Raw genomic sequence first — 17,055 nt, 5'->3', positions numbered from 1 at the left:
TGGAACCGCAGATAAACGCAGATTATGAATGATTTGCGGGATAGGAGGAGAGATGCGTTCATTTTTAGGAGTTTGGGGATGTATGGTTGTGGCAGTTGTAGGGGTTCAAAATTTTGACCCCCTACATGCACAGCCTGATACACTGAGTGGGTGTAATGGTGTCAGTTCTCCGTAAGTTCTTATATTTTATAACTTTACATATAGATTTTCTACACATAACCTATAAGTCAAAATGACCATTCACGAACCAAACGAACTTAACGATATACATATTTGATTTTTGATTTTATATAAACCGCACTTCCCAATATACCAGCATAGTCACCAAGAGAAGCAGGTAGTATTTTAACCTTTTTTCTTAAATAAAGCCTTTTATTTACTTCTTCATTTATTTTTGTAAATAAAATTTCACCCGCCTTTGACACACCACCCCCAATCACAACCATATCCGGGTCTAACACTGCACAAAGGCTGGCAATCCCTATACCAAGATACTTGCCTATTTCTTCAATTATTGACCTCGCAAACGCATCTCCATTATAAGCTACTTTTGAAATAACCTCAGCTGTCATTTCATGATACTTCTCCACAGGATACTGCGTAGTAAGCAATGTCTCAACCCCAACTCTTATCCCTTGTAGTGCCCTTTTCACAATAGCTTCACTACCTACAAAACTCTCAAGACACCCATAATTGCCACACCTGCAAGGTGGACCATCAGGGTCTATAGTTATATGACCAACTTCACCTGCAAACCCAACCCCAGTATATAACTTATCATCAATTATTATACCTCCACCTACTCCTGTCCCCAATGTTAGTAGAAGTAAATTATGCATCCCTTTACCAGCCCCATACTGCCATTCACCAAGTGCGACCATGTTCGCATCATTAGTTACTGACACAGGAATTTTGAGCCTCGCTTCAAGTAATTTCTTTAACTTCAAATTTCTTATCCCAGGCAGATTAGGTGAAGAATAAACTATCCCACTACCTACAAGCCCAGCTATACCAACTCCTACAGCATCAGCTTTAAGCTCACTTGTAATACCTACAAGCTGGTTAACAATATTATCAGCCTGTGTACCAACTTCTAAAAATGTTTCTACTTTAGGAGGATTTACTACCACTCCTGCCTTTATATTAGTAGCACCTACATCTACACCTACAACTTTATCTATATTATTCGTCATTCGCCATTAGTCATTCGTCATTTATTTAAATCTCCTTGTCCCAATTAGCTCCTTTACACTTTTAATTCCACACCGCTCACAGTAATCCTTTATCCCATTAACTATCTCTACTCCGGCATTCGGATTCACAAAGTTAGCAGTCCCTATTTCTACTGCACTCGCACCTACAACGATGAACTCTAACGCATCACCTGCATCCATTATACCACCAACCCCTATAATTGGAATTTTACATGCCTGACTTGCTTTGTATACATAGTAAAGGGCAACAGGCTTTATACAAGGCCCTGATAGCCCACCTGTTATACCACCGAGGTCTGAAGTTTTCGTCTCAAGGTTGACTTTAAGTCCATAAATTGTATTTATAAGTGATATAGCATCTGCTCCACCACGCTCAGCCGCTATAGCTAAAGCCTGTATATCAGGTACATTTGGTGATAGTTTCACTATTATCGGCTTTTGGACCGCTTTTCTTATCTTTTGTGTTAGTGCCTCTACAACTTTTGCATCTTTACCAAACTCAATCCCACCTTCTTCAACATTTGGACACGATACATTTATTTCAAACCCACTTACAGCAGTTGGGTCAAATCTTTCCACAACTTCAACATATTCAGCCTGACTCTTACCACCTACACTCACAATCACAGGTAGACCAAGCGATAAGAAATCTGGTAAATTTTCTCTTATAAATTCTGTAGCTCCAGGATTTTCAAGCCCTATTGAATTAAGCATACCGCCTACAGTCTCAGCGACCCTTGGTGGAGCATTGCCAATAACAGGCTCAAGAGTTATTGACTTCGTTATTATTGCACCAAGTTCACCAACATCTGTAAACTTTGCCAACTCTGCCCCACAAGTCCCCGACGCCAACATAACAGGATTCTTTAGCACAAGACTACCTATCTTAATACTTAAATCTACCATAGACCGAAAAATACAGAAACCATCCACCAAGTTTTCATTAACTTCTTTCGTTCTCTTATTAATTAAGGGGATAGGTAGGGATAGGGACAGAGCCTATATTTATGGTTCTACCTCTCTCCTTGACTCCTATATTTTTTCTATCAACCACAATATCTTATTTCTTCATTTTAATTTTAGCTCTAAATTCCAGAGAAGTCAAATGTTTTTATTTATTTGTACCACCACAGTCATCCTGATTGGGCATAAAATAGACTGTTACATCAGGCTCGGTTGTGAGCTTGAAAAAAACGGGCTCCGTCTCCTCTAACCCGAGAAACTGTTTGTTCAAGTCCTAACGGAACACCAATTACTCTAACTCGCTCGCCTACTTCGGGAATAGAAGTGCTTACTGACAGAGGAGACACAACTTCCTGAGAAATATCCACAGAAAGCCTAATGAGGTCTGCCTCCCTATCCTCTGCTACAACACTCTTTACAGGATAAACTTTATTATTTAATGTCTTAACCTCAGCCCTATGGGCGCTTTCCAGCACATGAATATTGGGGTGAAAAACCAATAACAAAGAAAATAAATACAAGTAAGGACACTAAAAACACACGACAATTTTTTATACTGCTACCTCCCATAAATAATGTCGCCTGACATTCCACACGCTATAGACAAAAAGCACTCTTAAGATTTTACCTAATCCACACCCAAAAATCAACCAATTACTCACTTTTAGACTCCTACCCATTCATCATTTATATTTCTACTTCATCTGCCCAGAACACAGGCCCATCCTTGCATACATGTTTATACCCATCCTTTGACTTCACTGCACAACCTAAACAGACACCTATACCACAAGCCATGTGCTGCTCCAAACATAACTGGCAAGGTATAGAATGGGTTAACACATAAGACCTTATGAATTTGAGCATTTGAGAAGGACCACAAGCAAGTAGGAGATCAGGTTTTTCCACAGTGGTAAGTAAATCTGTGACAACACCCTTCACCCCATAAGAGCCATCTTCTGTTGCAACTATAACATTACCAAGTTCACGAAACTCAGCTTCACATAGGACTTTTTCCTTAGTACTTGCCCCTATAAGTATAGTTAAATTCTTATCTTTATTACAAGTTGCAAGAAAGTATAATGGAGCTACACCTATACCACCGGCTACAAAGGTTAGCCTTCTATAATTAGAAGTATCAAACCCATCACCAAGCGGCCCAATTATGTCAAGTTTAGTACCAGATTTATAACTTGAAAGTAGCTTCGTCCCTATACCTACAACTTTATAGAGTACCTTGAATGTGTCCCCTTCTATACAGTGAATACTAAACGGCCGACGCAAGAGAGGTATGTAATTATCCGTTACCCTGATATGCACAAATTGACCAGGCTCGGAAGTTGTTGCGATTTCCTTGTCTTCAATTGTTAATAAAAAAATGCCTCCCTTTAAACATTCATTCTTTACTACTCTCATTTTTTTTCTCATTCATCACACTCTTATACTTTTAGACTCTCAATCATTCATCATTTTTATCCCCCTCTTTTAACCTCATTATAGCTTTCTTTGCCGATTCCGCATATTCAGTACCAGGAAAAGCTCTCTCCACCCTCTCATAGTATTCTATTGCCTTTTTTTTATCTTTGTTATATTCATAAAGCCATGCAATAGAATAAGCCGCCTTTGGAGCATACTCACTCTCTGGAAAATCATGTACCACCCTTTCATACTCACGGATAGCATCGTCTACTTTCTTGAACTCAACCCAGTACAACTCAGCAAGCAAAAACTGCGTCTTCACTACATCCGCAGCTTGAGTCGAATCCTGCACCTTTTCTCTGTATTCAGCAAGCTTGCCAATCCTTGACGACCTTAACAATGCATCGGTTGCAAGCTCAGATGAAGTAGCAGTCTTTCGCACATTCTCATAATATACTTGCGCAGTATCTAAGTTAAATAAATCCTCTTCATATATCATACCCATTTCGTATAAGGCAAGAGGTGAACTTTTAACTCCTTCTAATATTTCAATTGCCTTTTCAGGCTGCCTCAATCTCCTGTAGCAGTTGGCTATTTTCAGTTCTAATGTATCTTTTGCTTTCTTTTTAACAAACTCTCTTAAGCTAATAAATTTCTGCAACGCCTCATCAGTCTTATTTAGGGCGAGTAAATCGTTTCCTATTGAGAGACCGAGCTCAAATCTATCATATCCAAGTTTTACTGCCTCCTCATAATATTTAATAGCATCTTCAAATAACTTTAACGAATCATAACAATTGCCTATCCTTGTCAGCACCTCCCCTTTAAACTTGGATTTTGAAAAGCCAGTAATAAACTCTTTACCCAATTTTATCGCATTTTGATAATCTTTAGACAGAAAATATGCATCTACTACCAATTTACTTGCCTCCTCCCTACCTTTTTTGACTTCTTTAAGTACATTTATTGCTTCACTATAACTCTCTTTTCTTATGTAAGTCCTGCCAAGTTCAAGACGAGCCGTATTTGATAACCGATGTCTTGGATAGTATTCAATAAGCTCTTTAAACTTACGCTCAGCAAGCTCATATTCACCCTTCTTTAGAAAACATTGACCCATCAGGAATATGGCATCAGGTACCCATTTACATTTTGGATAATACTTTACAATCTTCTCGCATCTCTGTATAGACTTATCAAGCAGGTCTTGTTTAGGGGGGCTAGTTTTTATTGCCTTTTGATAGTAATCTTTTGCATTATAAAAAGTGTTATAATAAGCACACCCCAAAATACATAAGAATGGGAGTAAGTATTTATTCATCTATCATAAACAAATAATATGGAGTGCAACAACGATGGTGTTGCAAAGAAGTAGGTATTTGTTCATCTATTATAAACATAACACCGCATAAATCCAGTGTCAAGAAAAAACAGTTGACACACTATGATTAATAGAGATGTAATAAATCAATGGAGAAAAGTACAACAAGATTTGTCAAACAATGAAACAGATTATTTAACTTGGGAGAGCCAAAAAATTTGAAATATGAAATATGGAATCTGAAATAAAATATGGAAACAGCACCCTCAACCCATTAATCTGAAATTTGAAATCTGAAATACAGGCAAATATAGGGACGTACCCTATTATTAATCATTTCTCTTTTTAAAATGTGGTATCTGTCCCGCTATACTCTCGGAGTGTTGATGAGCTAATTGAGAAGATTAAAGCCTTTATAAAACGACACAATGAAAACGCTAATCCTTTTGTCTGGACAAAAAGCCCACAATATATTCTGTCCAAGACGGTGATAGAGGATAATGAAAAGGATTAATGAGACGAGACATTAGCGTCTTCTCTCACAAAAATTTTATTTATTTTCTATACTAAATCAATCCTTCCCATTGTCAACCAAAATCTGTGTCTATCTGCGGTTAATGAAGATGGTGTCAGTTCTGCCCAACTTCATATATTTCATAACCTTACATCAATATTTTTGGGTCGTTCCTTGTTCCGGTCTCTTCTCTGGAAGCTAAGTTTGTTCTCCAGTTGTTCAATAAAAGTAAAAAATGAGACCCGACATCAATATTACCCCCAGAAGCCACTTTTTCTATATTGTTTTGTTTGGCTTGACGCCATAAACTTTTATGCTCACAACTGAATTAGCAACCTCATTTAAATTTTTAGTCGGTACCTTTAAATTCTCAATAATTGCCTTTGCAGTTGGGTCATTAACCATACACTCTATAGGGAGTCTGAATTCTACATTTTCATATTTGCCTTTCTTAGCGTTTTCTTTTGCTTTTTCAATCATCTCTGGAGTCATGTCAACACCGATATAACTATTCCAGCCTTTCCAACTTTGTTAGCAGCAAGAAAACAATCAAAGCCTGCACCTGACCCAAGGTCAAGAACGGTCTCACCTTCTATTTTTGACTATTTTAGCATAGCCTTTTCTCACTGCTTCCTTTATTTTTTCTTTTCCATTTTCAATCAGCTCCTAAGTTGCTTTGCCTTCTCCATCTTCAGTCCTTTTAGCAGGCGAAGAGCAATCTCACTTAACGGCTTGCAGATAAAAGAAGTCCCGACTTGTCGGGATTTGGGTGACCCTGACCTTGTCGGGACAAACCTTTCATGTTGTGTTATACGAAGTTGCTACTTCAGTTATGTCTACACAATGCTCATCAAAAACGCCGACCGCCGCCTCTCCTTTCTCCACCACGACCCTCAGAACGAGGACGAGCCTCGTTTACTGTGAGAGCTCTTCCATTAAACTGCTTGCCGTTCAAACCTGAGATAGCAGGCCGTGCCCCAGCATCGGTGGACATCTCAACAAAGCCAAAAGCTCTAAATGCCTCTCGGATATCATCCTCAGTAGCTTCACGTGGATATTATATAGTTGCAGAGATACTTTGTGAGTATGACCTATCATTTGTGAAGAAAATGAAAGCTGTTATATAATTTGGGGATAGTCCTCTCTCCACTTCCATACTTATACAGCCATCGCATCTTTTAGCTTTAAGGTACCAGAATCTTATTTTTTTCCATTGCTTTTCAACGGCAAACTTTTTACTTATTCTTTCTGACTCCCAGTATAGGACAATAATATGAGCTACATCGTCAGGTCTACCGTTGCCACAGATGATAGGACTCCAGTTAATATTTATTACCCCAGCTTCATATGAGATAGATGTGATTTGAGACCTGTCCTGTAAATAGCCACCATAAGTGAGGCTGATGTGGCTTATATTAGGGTAGTTATCAGGAGACAATAGCTTTTGCTTATCCGGGATAGAAGTGTAAAGAGGGGGTAAGTTATATTTCATAAATAGACCATATTCAGAGAACGGCCGCTTGTGGGTAGCATAATCTTTCCAGTAAGGATAAATAATTGGATTAAGTACTTTAAACAAGTAGCCAAGAGACGAAAATATGAACCGCTCATTTATATGAGGAATATCATCTCTTCTTAACTTTTCTTTTGGAGGCAACATCTTTACTACAGCTTTGCCTTTGTGGGATGTGAACAGGAACGGACCTAACTTGCCACGTATTATGCCTAAAGGTGAACGGTAATACCTAGCCATATTTATTTGGATTTAGAGTTAGTTAGTAGCCTCATATTTGTAGCCATAAATAAATGGAAGCCACCTAGGTAATTCTTTTTCTTAGCTATTGGGTCCCATACAGGATGAATAAGGTCGTCCATGTGAGCCGACCCTATTTTACTGAGTATGCTAAATATATGGGAACGGGCTTTCCTTTCTTTTGTGTTTACAATATGAGATGAAGGATAGTAATTTTTCATATAAATCTTGCCTGCCCTCACTCTACAGAAGGTTATCCCTTTAGCACCCATTTTAAGGTCAAAGTTAAACAACTCTTTAGCCTGCCTCTTACTCATTTTGAGCGTACCACTCAATTCTACTGGATAATTTTTAAGCCACATATTCGTCATTTAAATATATTTTCTACACTTTTCTACTTCATTCTTAATTTTTCTTAATTTTTTACATCAAGCTACAAGCAGATTTAGGAGCCCCAAAAATTATTATTTTCTTTTAATTCTTGCAGAAGGTTGATAATACAGAGGAAACAAGGGGTAAAATTATTGGGGATTTTATTGATTATAAATTTTTTAAGTTAACACTTAAAAAATTGACACCCAACCATAGATATAATATAATTAGTAATATGAACTGCGCCATATTTATGGATAGAGACGGAACTATCATTAAAGAATTACCATATATATCTGAGCCTGAAAAAGTTGAGCTTCTACAGGGTGCAGTATCAGCTATTAAATTGTTTAGAGCTAAAGGATTTAAAGTTATTATCATTACAAATCAATCAGGCGTGGGTAGAGGATATTTTTCACTCCGGACTTTAAAAATGGTCAACCAGCGACTCTTTAACCTTCTTAAACATAACGGTACCTGTGTAGATAAGCTGTATTTTTGTACTCATAAACCAGAAGATAACTGTGAATGCAGAAAACCTAAAACTGGAATGATTGAGCAAGCGAAGAAAGAATTTGATATCAGTTTGAAAGATTCATATATAATTGGTGATAAGCTTGAGGATATAGAACTCGGTAAAGCAGCCGGTATACGTACTGTGTTAGTTATGACAGGCCACGGAAAAGAGACAGGTAAAAAAGTGACACCAAATTTTGTAGCTAAAGACTTAATTGAAGCAGCCAATTGGATATGCTCACAATCGTAGTAGTAACCATTGTGGTTACCACAAGAGTCGTCATTGCAAGCGGTAGCGAAGTCCCGCCCCTATGCATAGGGGCGGGATTGAAGTAGGGTAGTTTTGGGTCTCCTGACCCAAATGCTATTCTTAAAGGTGGTTGCAAATGAACACATTTAGTTCAAAACTTTCATTTCTTACAGGAATTGCAATAGGGATTTATGCAATTGAGACTATTATTCCAAAGCCTTTACCTTGGCTACGATTAGGACTATCAAATGCAGTTGTATTATGTGTGATTGTAATTTTTAGCCTAAAGTATGGACTACTCGTTTCTATCTTAAGAACAGGCGTGGGTTCACTATTAACTGGTACATTCATAACACCATTTTTCTTATTCGGCCTTTCAGGTGGTATAGCAAGTACAGGCGCGATGTGGCTATTTTACAACATTGGGAAGAGGGTTTTCAGCCTCATAGGGGTCAGCATAATAGGAGCTCTTACCCATAATATAGTTCAGCTTTATGTTGCTTATCTTATATACATTAAGAGACCCGAAATATTTTACTTGTTACCTGTTTTCATTTTACTCTCTATTATCACAGGCAGTATAACAGGTATAGGTGCAATATATCTAAAGAAGATACTTGAACCTCACTTTAAACAAGTAGTTTCTGAAGGGACACTGTCAGATGAGATGAGAAAATTGTAGGGGTAACCCTTGTGGTTGCCCAAATTGTAGGATAAGGCGACGACGAGCCGTTTAGACTTGTTTTAACCGGGGTAGAGGCAGGTCTCCTGACCTGCCTAAAAGTGGGACAAATGTTAAAACATGAAGGGCGAAAGGACAGCGAAGGGGACAGAGCCCATATTTATGGTTCTGCCCCTCTCATTTATTGACTCTTGTATTTTTTCTATCAACCACAATATTTTATTTCTTCATTTTAATTTTAGCTCTAAATTCCAGAGAGAAAAAATCAGACTTGACACCATTATTTTTTTCCTTATTCAAGTACTTAAAATTCTTAGCCGACGGATATAACCTATCTTCCACTGCCTCTTTGGGCTTTATACCACGCCTCTTCTCTTCCTCAATAAGCGGACTTATATCTTTGCCCTCATTCCTATTGCCAGACAATACTCTAAACCCAGTTACGAACCCCTTTTCTGTGGGTAAAATTTCACCCTTGTAACCACCAAATGTAAAGTCATCCCTCTTATATCCCCATCGCGCTTCAGTATCCGTATAGTTTACCATAGGCTCACCTGCAAGAGATAACTCCATTGCCTCTATTACTTTCCTTGCCTTTTGGGACATCTCTTTGAGTTTGGAGACTTCCTTAATAAACCGCTTGCCTATCTTCCTCGCACTTCTTTTGGTCTTTATCTTTAATGATTGAAATTCTTCCTTTAGCCTCTTCGCAAATTCCTCATTCTTCATAAGCATCTCTTTTATCACACGCTTTATCCCTTCCGTAATAAACTTGATGACTCCCAGTTTCTTGCCTATTGCATTTATGTGGGTGGCATCAATTATTCTAAAAGGAGTTATTTGCCCAGCTTCCAAAGCTAATTTAACGAGCTCATCAAATATTTCACGGAATCCCTCTTCTCCAAGCCTCTTACGGAACTTACCGAGCGTAGTATCATCCGGGATTAGATCCTCAAATGAGTGGCATCCTATAAAGTGGCGAAAGAGGGCATCAGTTAAGCATAGCCTACGAATTATTCTATCGCTATGTATAGAGTATAGGTGCTGGATAAGTATCATCCCGAGTGACTTCTTTATTGGATATGCAGGTCTACCTTCATTTGGTGAGTAATATGCTCCCATTTTAGTTTCTAATCTTTCTGTGAGCTCATCACCCTGAACTTGTTTCAAGATTGGTTTTATTCGGAGGAGTGGCTCATCTTCTTTGAGTTTTTCTATTACTTTAAATGGGCCATAGAGTCCGAAGTTCAATTTAGATAGTTCTTTATGATACATTCTGCACCTCTTGGTTTTGGGTGGGGCTATAGTTTGCGGTCTTTTTTCTTCTTGGAAAAGAGAAAATTAAACCATACATTACTTTAGTATAGGAAATTAAGTAAATCAAACATTTTTTGTCAAAAAATTTCCGATCGTCCTTCTATTTTCTTGATTTATCTAATGAGTTTTTCAGCAGACTCTATTATTAGCTCAAGGATAAAATTAAATAGTGGATTTAATTGCATCTGCTAAATAAAAATCACTGACATCAACAATAACAATATCACTAAATCCAACTTTTTTGAGCAGAAAAGTCATTTCTTCTTCGTCCGGGATAAAATCATTACTCACCACTCCACCAATTTCTCTATGCATAGCATTTATAGACTCTCTACTTGATGAATGAGCAATTAAAATCTTACCACTGGGTTTTAAAACTCTCACTATTTCCCGCAGTGTACTCTCTTTGTGAGCGAAATGAGGAAAGGAGGCAAAGCATATAACCCTATCAAAAAGAGCATTCATCAAAGGGAGAGCACTTGCATCTCCTTGAATACATAGAACAGAATGAGAGGACTTTTTTATTGCTTTTTTTAACATATTAAAAGAAATATCCACTGCTACGACATCACTTTCTATTTCTCTTAATAAAGGGAAAAGTAGCCCTGTTCCACTACCGACATCAAGAATTTTTTCACCTCTCCCGATATTAGCTATTTCAATAATTTTCTTTAACTTGGTTTCCTCTATCTGTCGTTGGTCCCAATCTTCAGCCAGTCTTTCAAAAAACTCACGGTGACTCATAACTTTTAACCCTCCTTTTGGGAGAAAAGATCAGGCTTAAGCCAAAAATCACCGACGAGACAATGATAACTACAGCTCCTGTCGGAACATTAAAAATATAAGAAAATACGAGTCCTAACATACAAGACCCTACACCAAAGATTGCCGATAAAACGAACATAATCTTTAAATTATAAGTTAATTGGTATGCTGCGGATGGTGGATTAACTATAAGACTAAATATTAAAAGTCCGCCTATAGTATTTAAACTCAAGGCTACTGTCATTCCTGAGAGAAAGAGCATAGTATAGAATATTATTTTTTCAGGTATTCCGACCGCACAAGCAATCTCTCTATTAAAGAGAATAGCTGAAATATCTTTAAACAAAAGAATTAAGAACAGAAAGATTTTAAAGTGACTATTGTTATTAAAAGGATAAGATTACTTTTTGATAGTAGCAAAATATTACCCCAGATAAAATTCAAAGCTTCTGTCTTCGGTCCTTTAAGTAGCCCCATTCCTAAAAACGCAATTCCTAATAAAATAGAGAAAATTATTCCAAGCGAGATATTGATGTCAATATCTGCTTTCTCGGCTACCGGTCCAACGAGAGCGGATGAAACAAGCGCAAAAAGTATAGCCATAAAGAGTGGATTAATATTAAAAAGAAGTCCAAATATTGCACCCGCAAATGCCGCATGCGACATAGCAACTCCAACAAATGGTATGCCTAAGAGTATTATCCATACGCCGATGACTCCGCAACCCGCCCCACCAAATAATCCTGCAAGCAGTGCCTTCTGTATAAACTTATATTGCAATACTTCAAACATACAATACTACCTCAAGGGTAGATGCGGATCTCCTGACCTGCATCTACAACATTTGTTACAGGGTAATCATAAAGATTAGAAAGAAGTTCTTTATTAATCATTCCAACCTCACCATTCCATATGATCGAACCTTTCTTCATTAGAACTGCCTCTTTACAAGAACTTGGAATATGACTCAATATATGAGTTACAAATATAATCGTTATTTTTTGCTTCTCATATATTTTATCCAGCACGTTAATAATCTCTGATTGAGATTTAGGGTCTAAATTAGCCGTTGGTTCATCTAATAACATAATTTCCGGCTCCTGGGCTAAAACACGAGCTAATGCTACCTTTTGCCCCTCACCACCAGAAAGATGACCGATTGGTCTCTTTGCCAAATTCTCTATTCCTGCAACCTTCATCGCAGATTGAACAATCTCTTTATCTCTATAACTTAACTTCCGAAATATACCAACTCTACCAAATCTTCCAATCTTTATCGTATCCTCTACTGATATAGGAAAGCGGGGGTCAATAGCTAATTTTTGAGGCATATAGCCAATTTTCTTGCGAATATAAGATACATTGTATGGAGTTATGGCTCTGCCGAAGATTTTGACCGTCCCCGATAGAATTTTACCCAATCCATTGATTGCTGTTAGTAGTGTTGTCTTACCTGCTCCATTAGGACCGATAACTGAAATAAAAGTTCCTTTTTTTATATCTAAACTTATACTCTTTAGCGCTACATTCTCCCGATAGGAAACAGTGAGGTCCTTTATCTCTATAACATTATTCACTTATCGCTTGCACAAGCTTATTTATATTTTCTCTCAAAGCTTTAATGTAAGATTTATCTAAAGGGAAATTAGTGAGAACCGTATACCTTGCAGAAATTTCATTTGCTATTTCTCTACTGCCCTTCCCCCCACTCTGTAAGTTATCAACCACTATATCCACTTGCTCCTTTTTTCCTATATTTACTATGTTCAATATTTCCTTGGGAGTTAGCTCTTCTGGTCTCCCATAAGTAGTAATTATATTAAATCCGAGCCATTCTAAAAACTCTGCTTGGTGTTCAGAACAGATAACTTTTATACCTTTAAAAGTGTTAGTGGACTCACTCACTTCCAAAGCAAAAGAATCAATTAACTTCTCATAATCAGTTAAGTTATCCAGATAAAAATTTGTGTTCTCCGGACTAATCTCTGTCAGTATCTTAGTTATTTCTTTAGCTGCAATTTTATGAACTTCAGGAACCATCCAATTACCTTCAATTCTCAAAGGTTTATTCACTATGTTCATAGAATTTAAAAGATTCTCTATCCATTCTTCATATCCATGACTCATTATAACTTTTGCATCTTGCAAATCTTTTATATCACCCGGCTTAACATCAAAATGCCCGGGACACATTCCAGATGGAACAATAGTCACAACATCAACTTTCTCTTTGCCTATTTCCTGTAAAATAACACCTATCAGTGAAGTAGTAGCTCCTATCTTTAGTGAAGGCGTATTTGGTTCTCTACTACAACCAACGAGTAGGAATATTAGAAAGACAGGTTTAATATTCAAATGTCATTCCCAAAGTAAATGCTCTTCCTGGCATTCGATAAAGACCCGCCGCTCCACCGGGAAGGTCAACATAAAAAGAGTATTCTGTATCCAGTAGATTATCAACCCCAATAAAAGCACGAAGATTAGAGAGGAGTTTATAAATGAGTTTAGTGTTGACCACATAATAATCATTAATCTGTGCTTTACAACTGTCATCCGCATAGTATTTGCTAATATATTGACCGGAGGCAGAGAAAGTAAGCTTTCTTTGTGAGTATCTTATCGTCGCATCAAATTTATTCCCTGCTCTGCCACAGGTCTTTTCACCCGGGTTAAGATAAGTATAATAAGTTCGGCCCGTGAACTTATTACCAATCTGTATATTCACACCAGTCTCTATCCCTTTAAATTCAAACTCACCTGTATTCTGAAACTTAAACCTTGAAGGTGGAGTGGGATTTTTTTCAAGTTGAATAACATTATCCCCTTTCATAATGTAACCTGCGAGTTCAAGACTTACTCCTTTTATGAGACGCTGATTAAGTCCTACCTCATAGTTCCAAACTCTTTCTGCTTTAAGTTTATCATTAGATGAGGGAAACAAATACAGTTCATTAATTTGTGGGTTCCTAAACCCTTTGTTCACCAATCCTCGCAGAATAGTGCCTTCTACTAAATGTAAAACTAATCCAGTTTGTGGACAAAGTTCAGTTCCTGCAATCTCATCATAGTTGTATCTACCCCCAAAACTGAGAATTGCTTTCTCTCTGATACATCGGAGTTCATCATGGAAAAATACTGCATATTCTTTCTTTTCCCATTTCCCCTTTTGCTCTGAAAGTCTCTCTCCACCTTGCTGTCTGAATTCTGCTCCCAGAGTAAGTTCATTATTTGAAAATAATTCTGCTGAACTGTGAACTAATGCACCATTTGTAAAGTCCTTGGAGTGCCAGCCATTGGAAAATTTATGTTCACCAAAGTTGCGATAAAACTTAGTTAATCCCTTAATAGTTCCCCACTTGCCATCAAAACTCAAATCTAATGCTCCTCTTTTATAGTCATTCCAAGTATTTGAGATAAGAGTATCCGGGTCAGTTGCTCGGAGCGGCTCTTCCTTATAGCCATCAAAGTATTTACCTGTGAAAGCCACTCCTATATTACTTGTAATCTCATACCCCAACCTACCAGTTAAGTCTTTGCCATCATATGCAGAATTTGGCAGATGACCATCACTTAATCGCTTATCTCCTGTGAGATAATAATTTAATTTACCTAAATTGCCCCCATGTCTTGCCTGATACTAATGTCCTTAACCGCCCTCTCCATGCGTGTTGCAGTTACTACAACCTCATCAAGATAATAGAGCCTTAATGTGTCTTTTTTCACCTCTTCGCTTAGTCCACTCTCTACAAAACTTAAGAAAAGCCCAATTACCAACAATCTTTTTTTAAACATCTTTACCCCCTTTTATTATCGCGTCCCGATTTATCGGAACGCTTTTGCTCTTTCTAAGAAATGAATTACTTTTGCGCCTGTCCTACTTCTGTTGCTATCCTTTTTTTGGCTCTCGCTACAGCGACTATTATACCCCAGGCTACAAAAATCCAATATCTTTCCATGGCTCTGGTCCTATTAGGAAGAGTTCTTTATTCCAAATATGGTCTATTACTCCAAAAATAGCGCCCCCAAATAGTAAAAGAGTGAGCCATAAACTTTCAATTTCCCCTTTTCGAGTTTTTCTCACAGCAGATACTATTATTGCGGCTGCTGTCGGTATTGACCAGCAAAGCAAAAAACCTGGCAAAACCCAAGTAAGAGCTGTCGTATTCAGATTTTCCACTATCCCACACATATTTTCACCTCCTCTCTAAAATTCATAAGTTAATCTAAATGTGCTTCTCCATTGCGTTTCTTCATTAAACATTCTGCCAATCCCAAAATCAAGGATTATTCCAGCAAAAGCTTGAAAATTCGCCCCAACTAATATTTCTGTTAATTTTTTGTCTTCACAAACAACTTCACTTACAGGAGTGAACTTTTCTGATAAAGAAAGTTCCACTGCCCCACACTGAGTAATAGTGCTCGTTGCATACCCGAAATTCAAATGCAATAACACTTTTCTTATTTTTTGCTCATAACCCCATTAAGAGCATACTTATCCGCCCCCAATTCACTACCGAAACTTACAGAAATACTGGCTATTTTACTCCCTTCATCCAAAAGAGAATACTTAATACAAATCCCAGCAATTCCTATTTCTTGTTGGGGCTTTATAAGATACGGAAGCGCAATAGCAAAATCTAATCGTTCAGTTATTCCGGGCTTAAGAGAAAACTCACAAATATGCTCCTTAAATTCATACCCAAATTCTAATTCAAACTTTCCTCTATCTACATAAGCATCATCAGTAGAAAGGGGTCTTGCACCCAACAACACAAAAATAACTAACCCACACATTTTTCAACCCCCTTAAATTATAGCACAAAATTAAAAATAGTAGCACCCTTCCCTAAAATTTTTTATGCCAGTTCTTTGCCTGTTGTAGTAGCAATCAGTTTACCGTGTTTTACGCCCTTTGTGCTTATTAGTTTATTTGCAATATCCTTTATCTTCTTTCCTTTTCCTTTCACAATCAGTACTTCTAAACAATTGTGCTCATCCAGATGAACATGGGTGGTAGAGATTATTAAATCCAGATGTTGATGCTGGAAATGTGTAAGCTTTTCTAAAAGTTCTCTTGTTTCGTGGTCATAGACAATAGTAATTGTCCCAACTGTTTCCTTTTCCCCCGTTTCCCACTCTCGCTCAACCAACTTTTCCCTTATAAGGTCTCTGATTGCTTCTGACCTATTCGTATACCCTTTGCTGGCAATAAATCTGTCAAATTCTTTCAAAAGCTTCTCATTCAAAGATACCCCAAATCTCACTATCTCACTCATATGTGGCACTTTTTTAAATATTATAATACGCTTTACGGATGTCAAGAAAAAAATTTAATTTTTGTTACTTTTTCAGGTAAAATGTCCTCTATCGCTGAAAATATGGTATATTCTTTGGCCGAAAGGAAAAGAGCAAGAAAAAGATTCGAGAAAGAGAAACCCGGGGAACTATTGCAGATGGATACATCTTGGCATAAATGGCTACCTGATATAGATCAGTATTTTGGACTTATCCTCATTATAGATGACCATTCAAGAAAATTCCTTGCCGGGAAGTTAGTCGAAGGGGACACCACATGGGAGAATATGCTTGCATTAAGGAGAGTAGTAGAGAAATATGGAGTATTTCGGGCTCTTTATACAGATAACGACTCTAAATTCAAGTACAACAAGAGGAACTTTTCGCTTTACTTTGATTATCATAAAGACCCTGATGAAGTCCATACCCAGATAGACATGGCATTGAGTAAACTCAGGATACTATTGCTTCATACACCTCCACATGATGCACCCAGTAAGGGCAAAGTGGAGAGACCATTCCGTATGTTTCAGGATAGGCTGATAAAAGAGTTTAGGGCTAACAATATAAGGACTCTTTCTGAGGCAAATGAATGGCTAAGGAAGCGGATAGAGTGGTGGAATGATAATCATAAGCATTGGGTTACCGAGGAAACACCCAACGAGAGATTTAAG

At 37.6% G+C, this 17,055-nt stretch carries 23 protein-coding genes and 2 pseudogenes; 4 read left to right on the top strand and 21 right to left on the bottom strand.

Annotated elements, in window-relative coordinates; translation table 11 throughout:
* Positions 1-52: 52 nt before the first annotated feature.
* Positions 53-175 (top strand): hypothetical protein, encoded by a 123-nt coding sequence (locus QMD71_08120; GenBank protein MDI6840793.1) that lies wholly within the window; start codon positions 53-55, stop codon positions 173-175.
* Positions 176-257: 82 nt separating this feature from the next.
* On the opposite strand, the gene QMD71_08115 is transcribed toward QMD71_08120, so the two are convergent.
* The 9 genes and pseudogenes from QMD71_08115 to QMD71_08075 form a co-directional block, all read right to left on the bottom strand.
* Complete coding sequence (locus QMD71_08115) at positions 258-1,193, bottom strand: ROK family protein (GenBank protein MDI6840792.1); 936 nt, start codon at positions 1,191-1,193, stop codon at positions 258-260.
* A gap of 21 nt (positions 1,194-1,214) precedes the next feature.
* Positions 1,215-2,120, bottom strand: a complete 906-nt coding sequence (locus tag QMD71_08110; protein MDI6840791.1) for a dihydroorotate dehydrogenase — start codon at positions 2,118-2,120, stop codon at positions 1,215-1,217.
* Between the two features lie 260 nt (positions 2,121-2,380).
* Positions 2,381-2,653 carry a S1C family serine protease gene (locus QMD71_08105; protein ID MDI6840790.1) on the bottom strand — a complete coding sequence of 91 codons (273 nt, stop codon included), beginning with the start codon at positions 2,651-2,653 and terminating at the stop codon, positions 2,381-2,383.
* Positions 2,654-2,864: 211 nt separating this feature from the next.
* Positions 2,865-3,593, bottom strand: a complete 729-nt coding sequence (locus QMD71_08100) for a dihydroorotate dehydrogenase electron transfer subunit (protein MDI6840789.1) — start codon at positions 3,591-3,593, stop codon at positions 2,865-2,867.
* A gap of 43 nt (positions 3,594-3,636) precedes the next feature.
* Positions 3,637-4,917: a tetratricopeptide repeat protein gene (locus tag QMD71_08095; protein MDI6840788.1), complete on the bottom strand. Its 1,281-nt coding sequence runs from the start codon at positions 4,915-4,917 to the stop codon at positions 3,637-3,639.
* Positions 4,918-5,818: 901 nt separating this feature from the next.
* Positions 5,819-6,024 (bottom strand): annotated as a pseudogene (locus QMD71_08090) (methyltransferase domain-containing protein).
* 257 nt (positions 6,025-6,281) lie between these two features.
* Positions 6,282-6,446, bottom strand: a pseudogene (locus QMD71_08085) (RNA-binding protein).
* A 42-nt stretch (positions 6,447-6,488) separates the two neighbouring features.
* Positions 6,489-7,184, bottom strand: coding sequence for a hypothetical protein (locus QMD71_08080; protein ID MDI6840787.1), 696 nt, complete (start codon positions 7,182-7,184; stop codon positions 6,489-6,491).
* Positions 7,185-7,186: 2 nt separating this feature from the next.
* Positions 7,187-7,546, bottom strand: coding sequence for a hypothetical protein (locus QMD71_08075; GenBank protein MDI6840786.1), 360 nt, complete (start codon positions 7,544-7,546; stop codon positions 7,187-7,189).
* A 245-nt stretch (positions 7,547-7,791) separates the two neighbouring features.
* Here QMD71_08075 and gmhB point away from each other — a divergent pair, with 245 nt between their 5' ends.
* Entirely contained in the window at positions 7,792-8,322 is a 531-nt protein-coding gene (gene gmhB, locus QMD71_08070; protein MDI6840785.1) for a D-glycero-beta-D-manno-heptose 1,7-bisphosphate 7-phosphatase, read from the top strand.
* A 136-nt stretch (positions 8,323-8,458) separates the two neighbouring features.
* Positions 8,459-9,004, top strand: a complete 546-nt coding sequence (locus QMD71_08065) for a Gx transporter family protein (protein ID MDI6840784.1) — start codon at positions 8,459-8,461, stop codon at positions 9,002-9,004.
* Between the two features lie 219 nt (positions 9,005-9,223).
* On the opposite strand, the gene QMD71_08060 is transcribed toward QMD71_08065, so the two are convergent.
* The 12 genes from QMD71_08060 to nikR form a co-directional block, all read right to left on the bottom strand.
* Complete coding sequence (locus tag QMD71_08060; GenBank protein ID MDI6840783.1) at positions 9,224-10,279, bottom strand: transposase; 1,056 nt, start codon at positions 10,277-10,279, stop codon at positions 9,224-9,226.
* 204 nt (positions 10,280-10,483) lie between these two features.
* The gene (locus tag QMD71_08055; GenBank protein MDI6840782.1) at positions 10,484-11,065 is read right to left on the bottom strand and encodes a class I SAM-dependent methyltransferase; all 582 of its coding nucleotides are present in this window, start codon (positions 11,063-11,065) and stop codon (positions 10,484-10,486) included.
* Complete coding sequence (locus QMD71_08050; GenBank protein ID MDI6840781.1) at positions 11,052-11,432, bottom strand: metal ABC transporter permease; 381 nt, start codon at positions 11,430-11,432, stop codon at positions 11,052-11,054. Before QMD71_08050 ends, QMD71_08055 begins: the two co-directional genes overlap by 14 nt.
* Positions 11,433-11,437: 5 nt before the next feature.
* Positions 11,438-11,878: a metal ABC transporter permease gene (locus tag QMD71_08045; protein ID MDI6840780.1), complete on the bottom strand. Its 441-nt coding sequence runs from the start codon at positions 11,876-11,878 to the stop codon at positions 11,438-11,440.
* 11 nt (positions 11,879-11,889) lie between these two features.
* Entirely contained in the window at positions 11,890-12,663 is a 774-nt protein-coding gene (locus tag QMD71_08040) for an ABC transporter ATP-binding protein (protein MDI6840779.1), read from the bottom strand.
* Positions 12,656-13,441: a metal ABC transporter substrate-binding protein gene (locus tag QMD71_08035; protein ID MDI6840778.1), complete on the bottom strand. Its 786-nt coding sequence runs from the start codon at positions 13,439-13,441 to the stop codon at positions 12,656-12,658. Before QMD71_08035 ends, QMD71_08040 begins: the two co-directional genes overlap by 8 nt.
* Complete coding sequence (locus tag QMD71_08030) at positions 13,431-14,603, bottom strand: TonB-dependent receptor (protein MDI6840777.1); 1,173 nt, start codon at positions 14,601-14,603, stop codon at positions 13,431-13,433. Before QMD71_08030 ends, QMD71_08035 begins: the two co-directional genes overlap by 11 nt.
* A gap of 92 nt (positions 14,604-14,695) precedes the next feature.
* Positions 14,696-14,878 (bottom strand): hypothetical protein, encoded by a 183-nt coding sequence (locus QMD71_08025; protein ID MDI6840776.1) that lies wholly within the window; start codon positions 14,876-14,878, stop codon positions 14,696-14,698.
* Positions 14,879-15,017: 139 nt separating this feature from the next.
* Positions 15,018-15,275 carry a hypothetical protein gene (locus QMD71_08020; GenBank protein ID MDI6840775.1) on the bottom strand — a complete coding sequence of 86 codons (258 nt, stop codon included), beginning with the start codon at positions 15,273-15,275 and terminating at the stop codon, positions 15,018-15,020.
* A gap of 15 nt (positions 15,276-15,290) precedes the next feature.
* Positions 15,291-15,482, bottom strand: a complete 192-nt coding sequence (locus QMD71_08015) for a hypothetical protein (protein MDI6840774.1) — start codon at positions 15,480-15,482, stop codon at positions 15,291-15,293.
* Between the two features lie 62 nt (positions 15,483-15,544).
* The gene (locus QMD71_08010; protein MDI6840773.1) at positions 15,545-15,880 is read right to left on the bottom strand and encodes a hypothetical protein; all 336 of its coding nucleotides are present in this window, start codon (positions 15,878-15,880) and stop codon (positions 15,545-15,547) included.
* A gap of 62 nt (positions 15,881-15,942) precedes the next feature.
* On the bottom strand, positions 15,943-16,362 hold the full coding sequence (nikR, locus tag QMD71_08005) for a nickel-responsive transcriptional regulator NikR (GenBank protein MDI6840772.1): 420 nt from the start codon (positions 16,360-16,362) through the stop codon (positions 15,943-15,945).
* 177 nt (positions 16,363-16,539) lie between these two features.
* Here nikR and QMD71_08000 point away from each other — a divergent pair.
* Positions 16,540-17,055, top strand: a 516-nt coding sequence (locus QMD71_08000; protein MDI6840771.1) for a hypothetical protein, incomplete at its 3' end; no start/stop codon positions are given.

It is taken from the genome of bacterium (genome assembly GCA_030018315.1).
In the GTDB taxonomy this organism is placed as follows: domain Bacteria; phylum Hydrothermota; class UBA3073; order JACQXS01; family JAGMCI01; genus JASEGA01.
Note: the sequence above shows the minus strand (reverse complement) of the source record. Positions and strands in the feature narration are given on the sequence as shown.

Bases quoted from the DNA above. Each gene is read 5' to 3' on its own strand.
- QMD71_08120 (MDI6840793.1), top strand. From the start codon at position 53: ATGCGTTCATTTTTAGGAGTTTGGGGATGTATGGTTGTGGCAGTTGTA.
- QMD71_08115 (MDI6840792.1), bottom strand. From the start codon at position 1,193: ATGACGAATAATATAGATAAAGTTGTAGGTGTAGATGTAGGTGCTACT.
- QMD71_08110 (MDI6840791.1), bottom strand. From the start codon at position 2,120: ATGGTAGATTTAAGTATTAAGATAGGTAGTCTTGTGCTAAAGAATCCT.
- QMD71_08100 (MDI6840789.1), bottom strand. From the start codon at position 3,593: ATGAGAGTAGTAAAGAATGAATGTTTAAAGGGAGGCATTTTTTTATTA.
- QMD71_08095 (MDI6840788.1), bottom strand. From the start codon at position 4,917: ATGAATAAATACTTACTCCCATTCTTATGTATTTTGGGGTGTGCTTAT.
- QMD71_08080 (MDI6840787.1), bottom strand. From the start codon at position 7,184: ATGGCTAGGTATTACCGTTCACCTTTAGGCATAATACGTGGCAAGTTA.
- QMD71_08075 (MDI6840786.1), bottom strand. From the start codon at position 7,546: ATGTGGCTTAAAAATTATCCAGTAGAATTGAGTGGTACGCTCAAAATG.
- gmhB (MDI6840785.1), top strand. From the start codon at position 7,792: ATGAACTGCGCCATATTTATGGATAGAGACGGAACTATCATTAAAGAA.
- QMD71_08065 (MDI6840784.1), top strand. From the start codon at position 8,459: ATGAACACATTTAGTTCAAAACTTTCATTTCTTACAGGAATTGCAATA.
- QMD71_08060 (MDI6840783.1), bottom strand. From the start codon at position 10,279: ATGTATCATAAAGAACTATCTAAATTGAACTTCGGACTCTATGGCCCA.
- QMD71_08055 (MDI6840782.1), bottom strand. From the start codon at position 11,065: ATGAGTCACCGTGAGTTTTTTGAAAGACTGGCTGAAGATTGGGACCAA.
- QMD71_08045 (MDI6840780.1), bottom strand. From the start codon at position 11,878: ATGTTTGAAGTATTGCAATATAAGTTTATACAGAAGGCACTGCTTGCA.
- QMD71_08025 (MDI6840776.1), bottom strand. From the start codon at position 14,878: ATGTTTAAAAAAAGATTGTTGGTAATTGGGCTTTTCTTAAGTTTTGTA.
- QMD71_08020 (MDI6840775.1), bottom strand. From the start codon at position 15,275: ATGTGTGGGATAGTGGAAAATCTGAATACGACAGCTCTTACTTGGGTT.
- QMD71_08010 (MDI6840773.1), bottom strand. From the start codon at position 15,880: ATGTGTGGGTTAGTTATTTTTGTGTTGTTGGGTGCAAGACCCCTTTCT.
- nikR (MDI6840772.1), bottom strand. From the start codon at position 16,362: ATGAGTGAGATAGTGAGATTTGGGGTATCTTTGAATGAGAAGCTTTTG.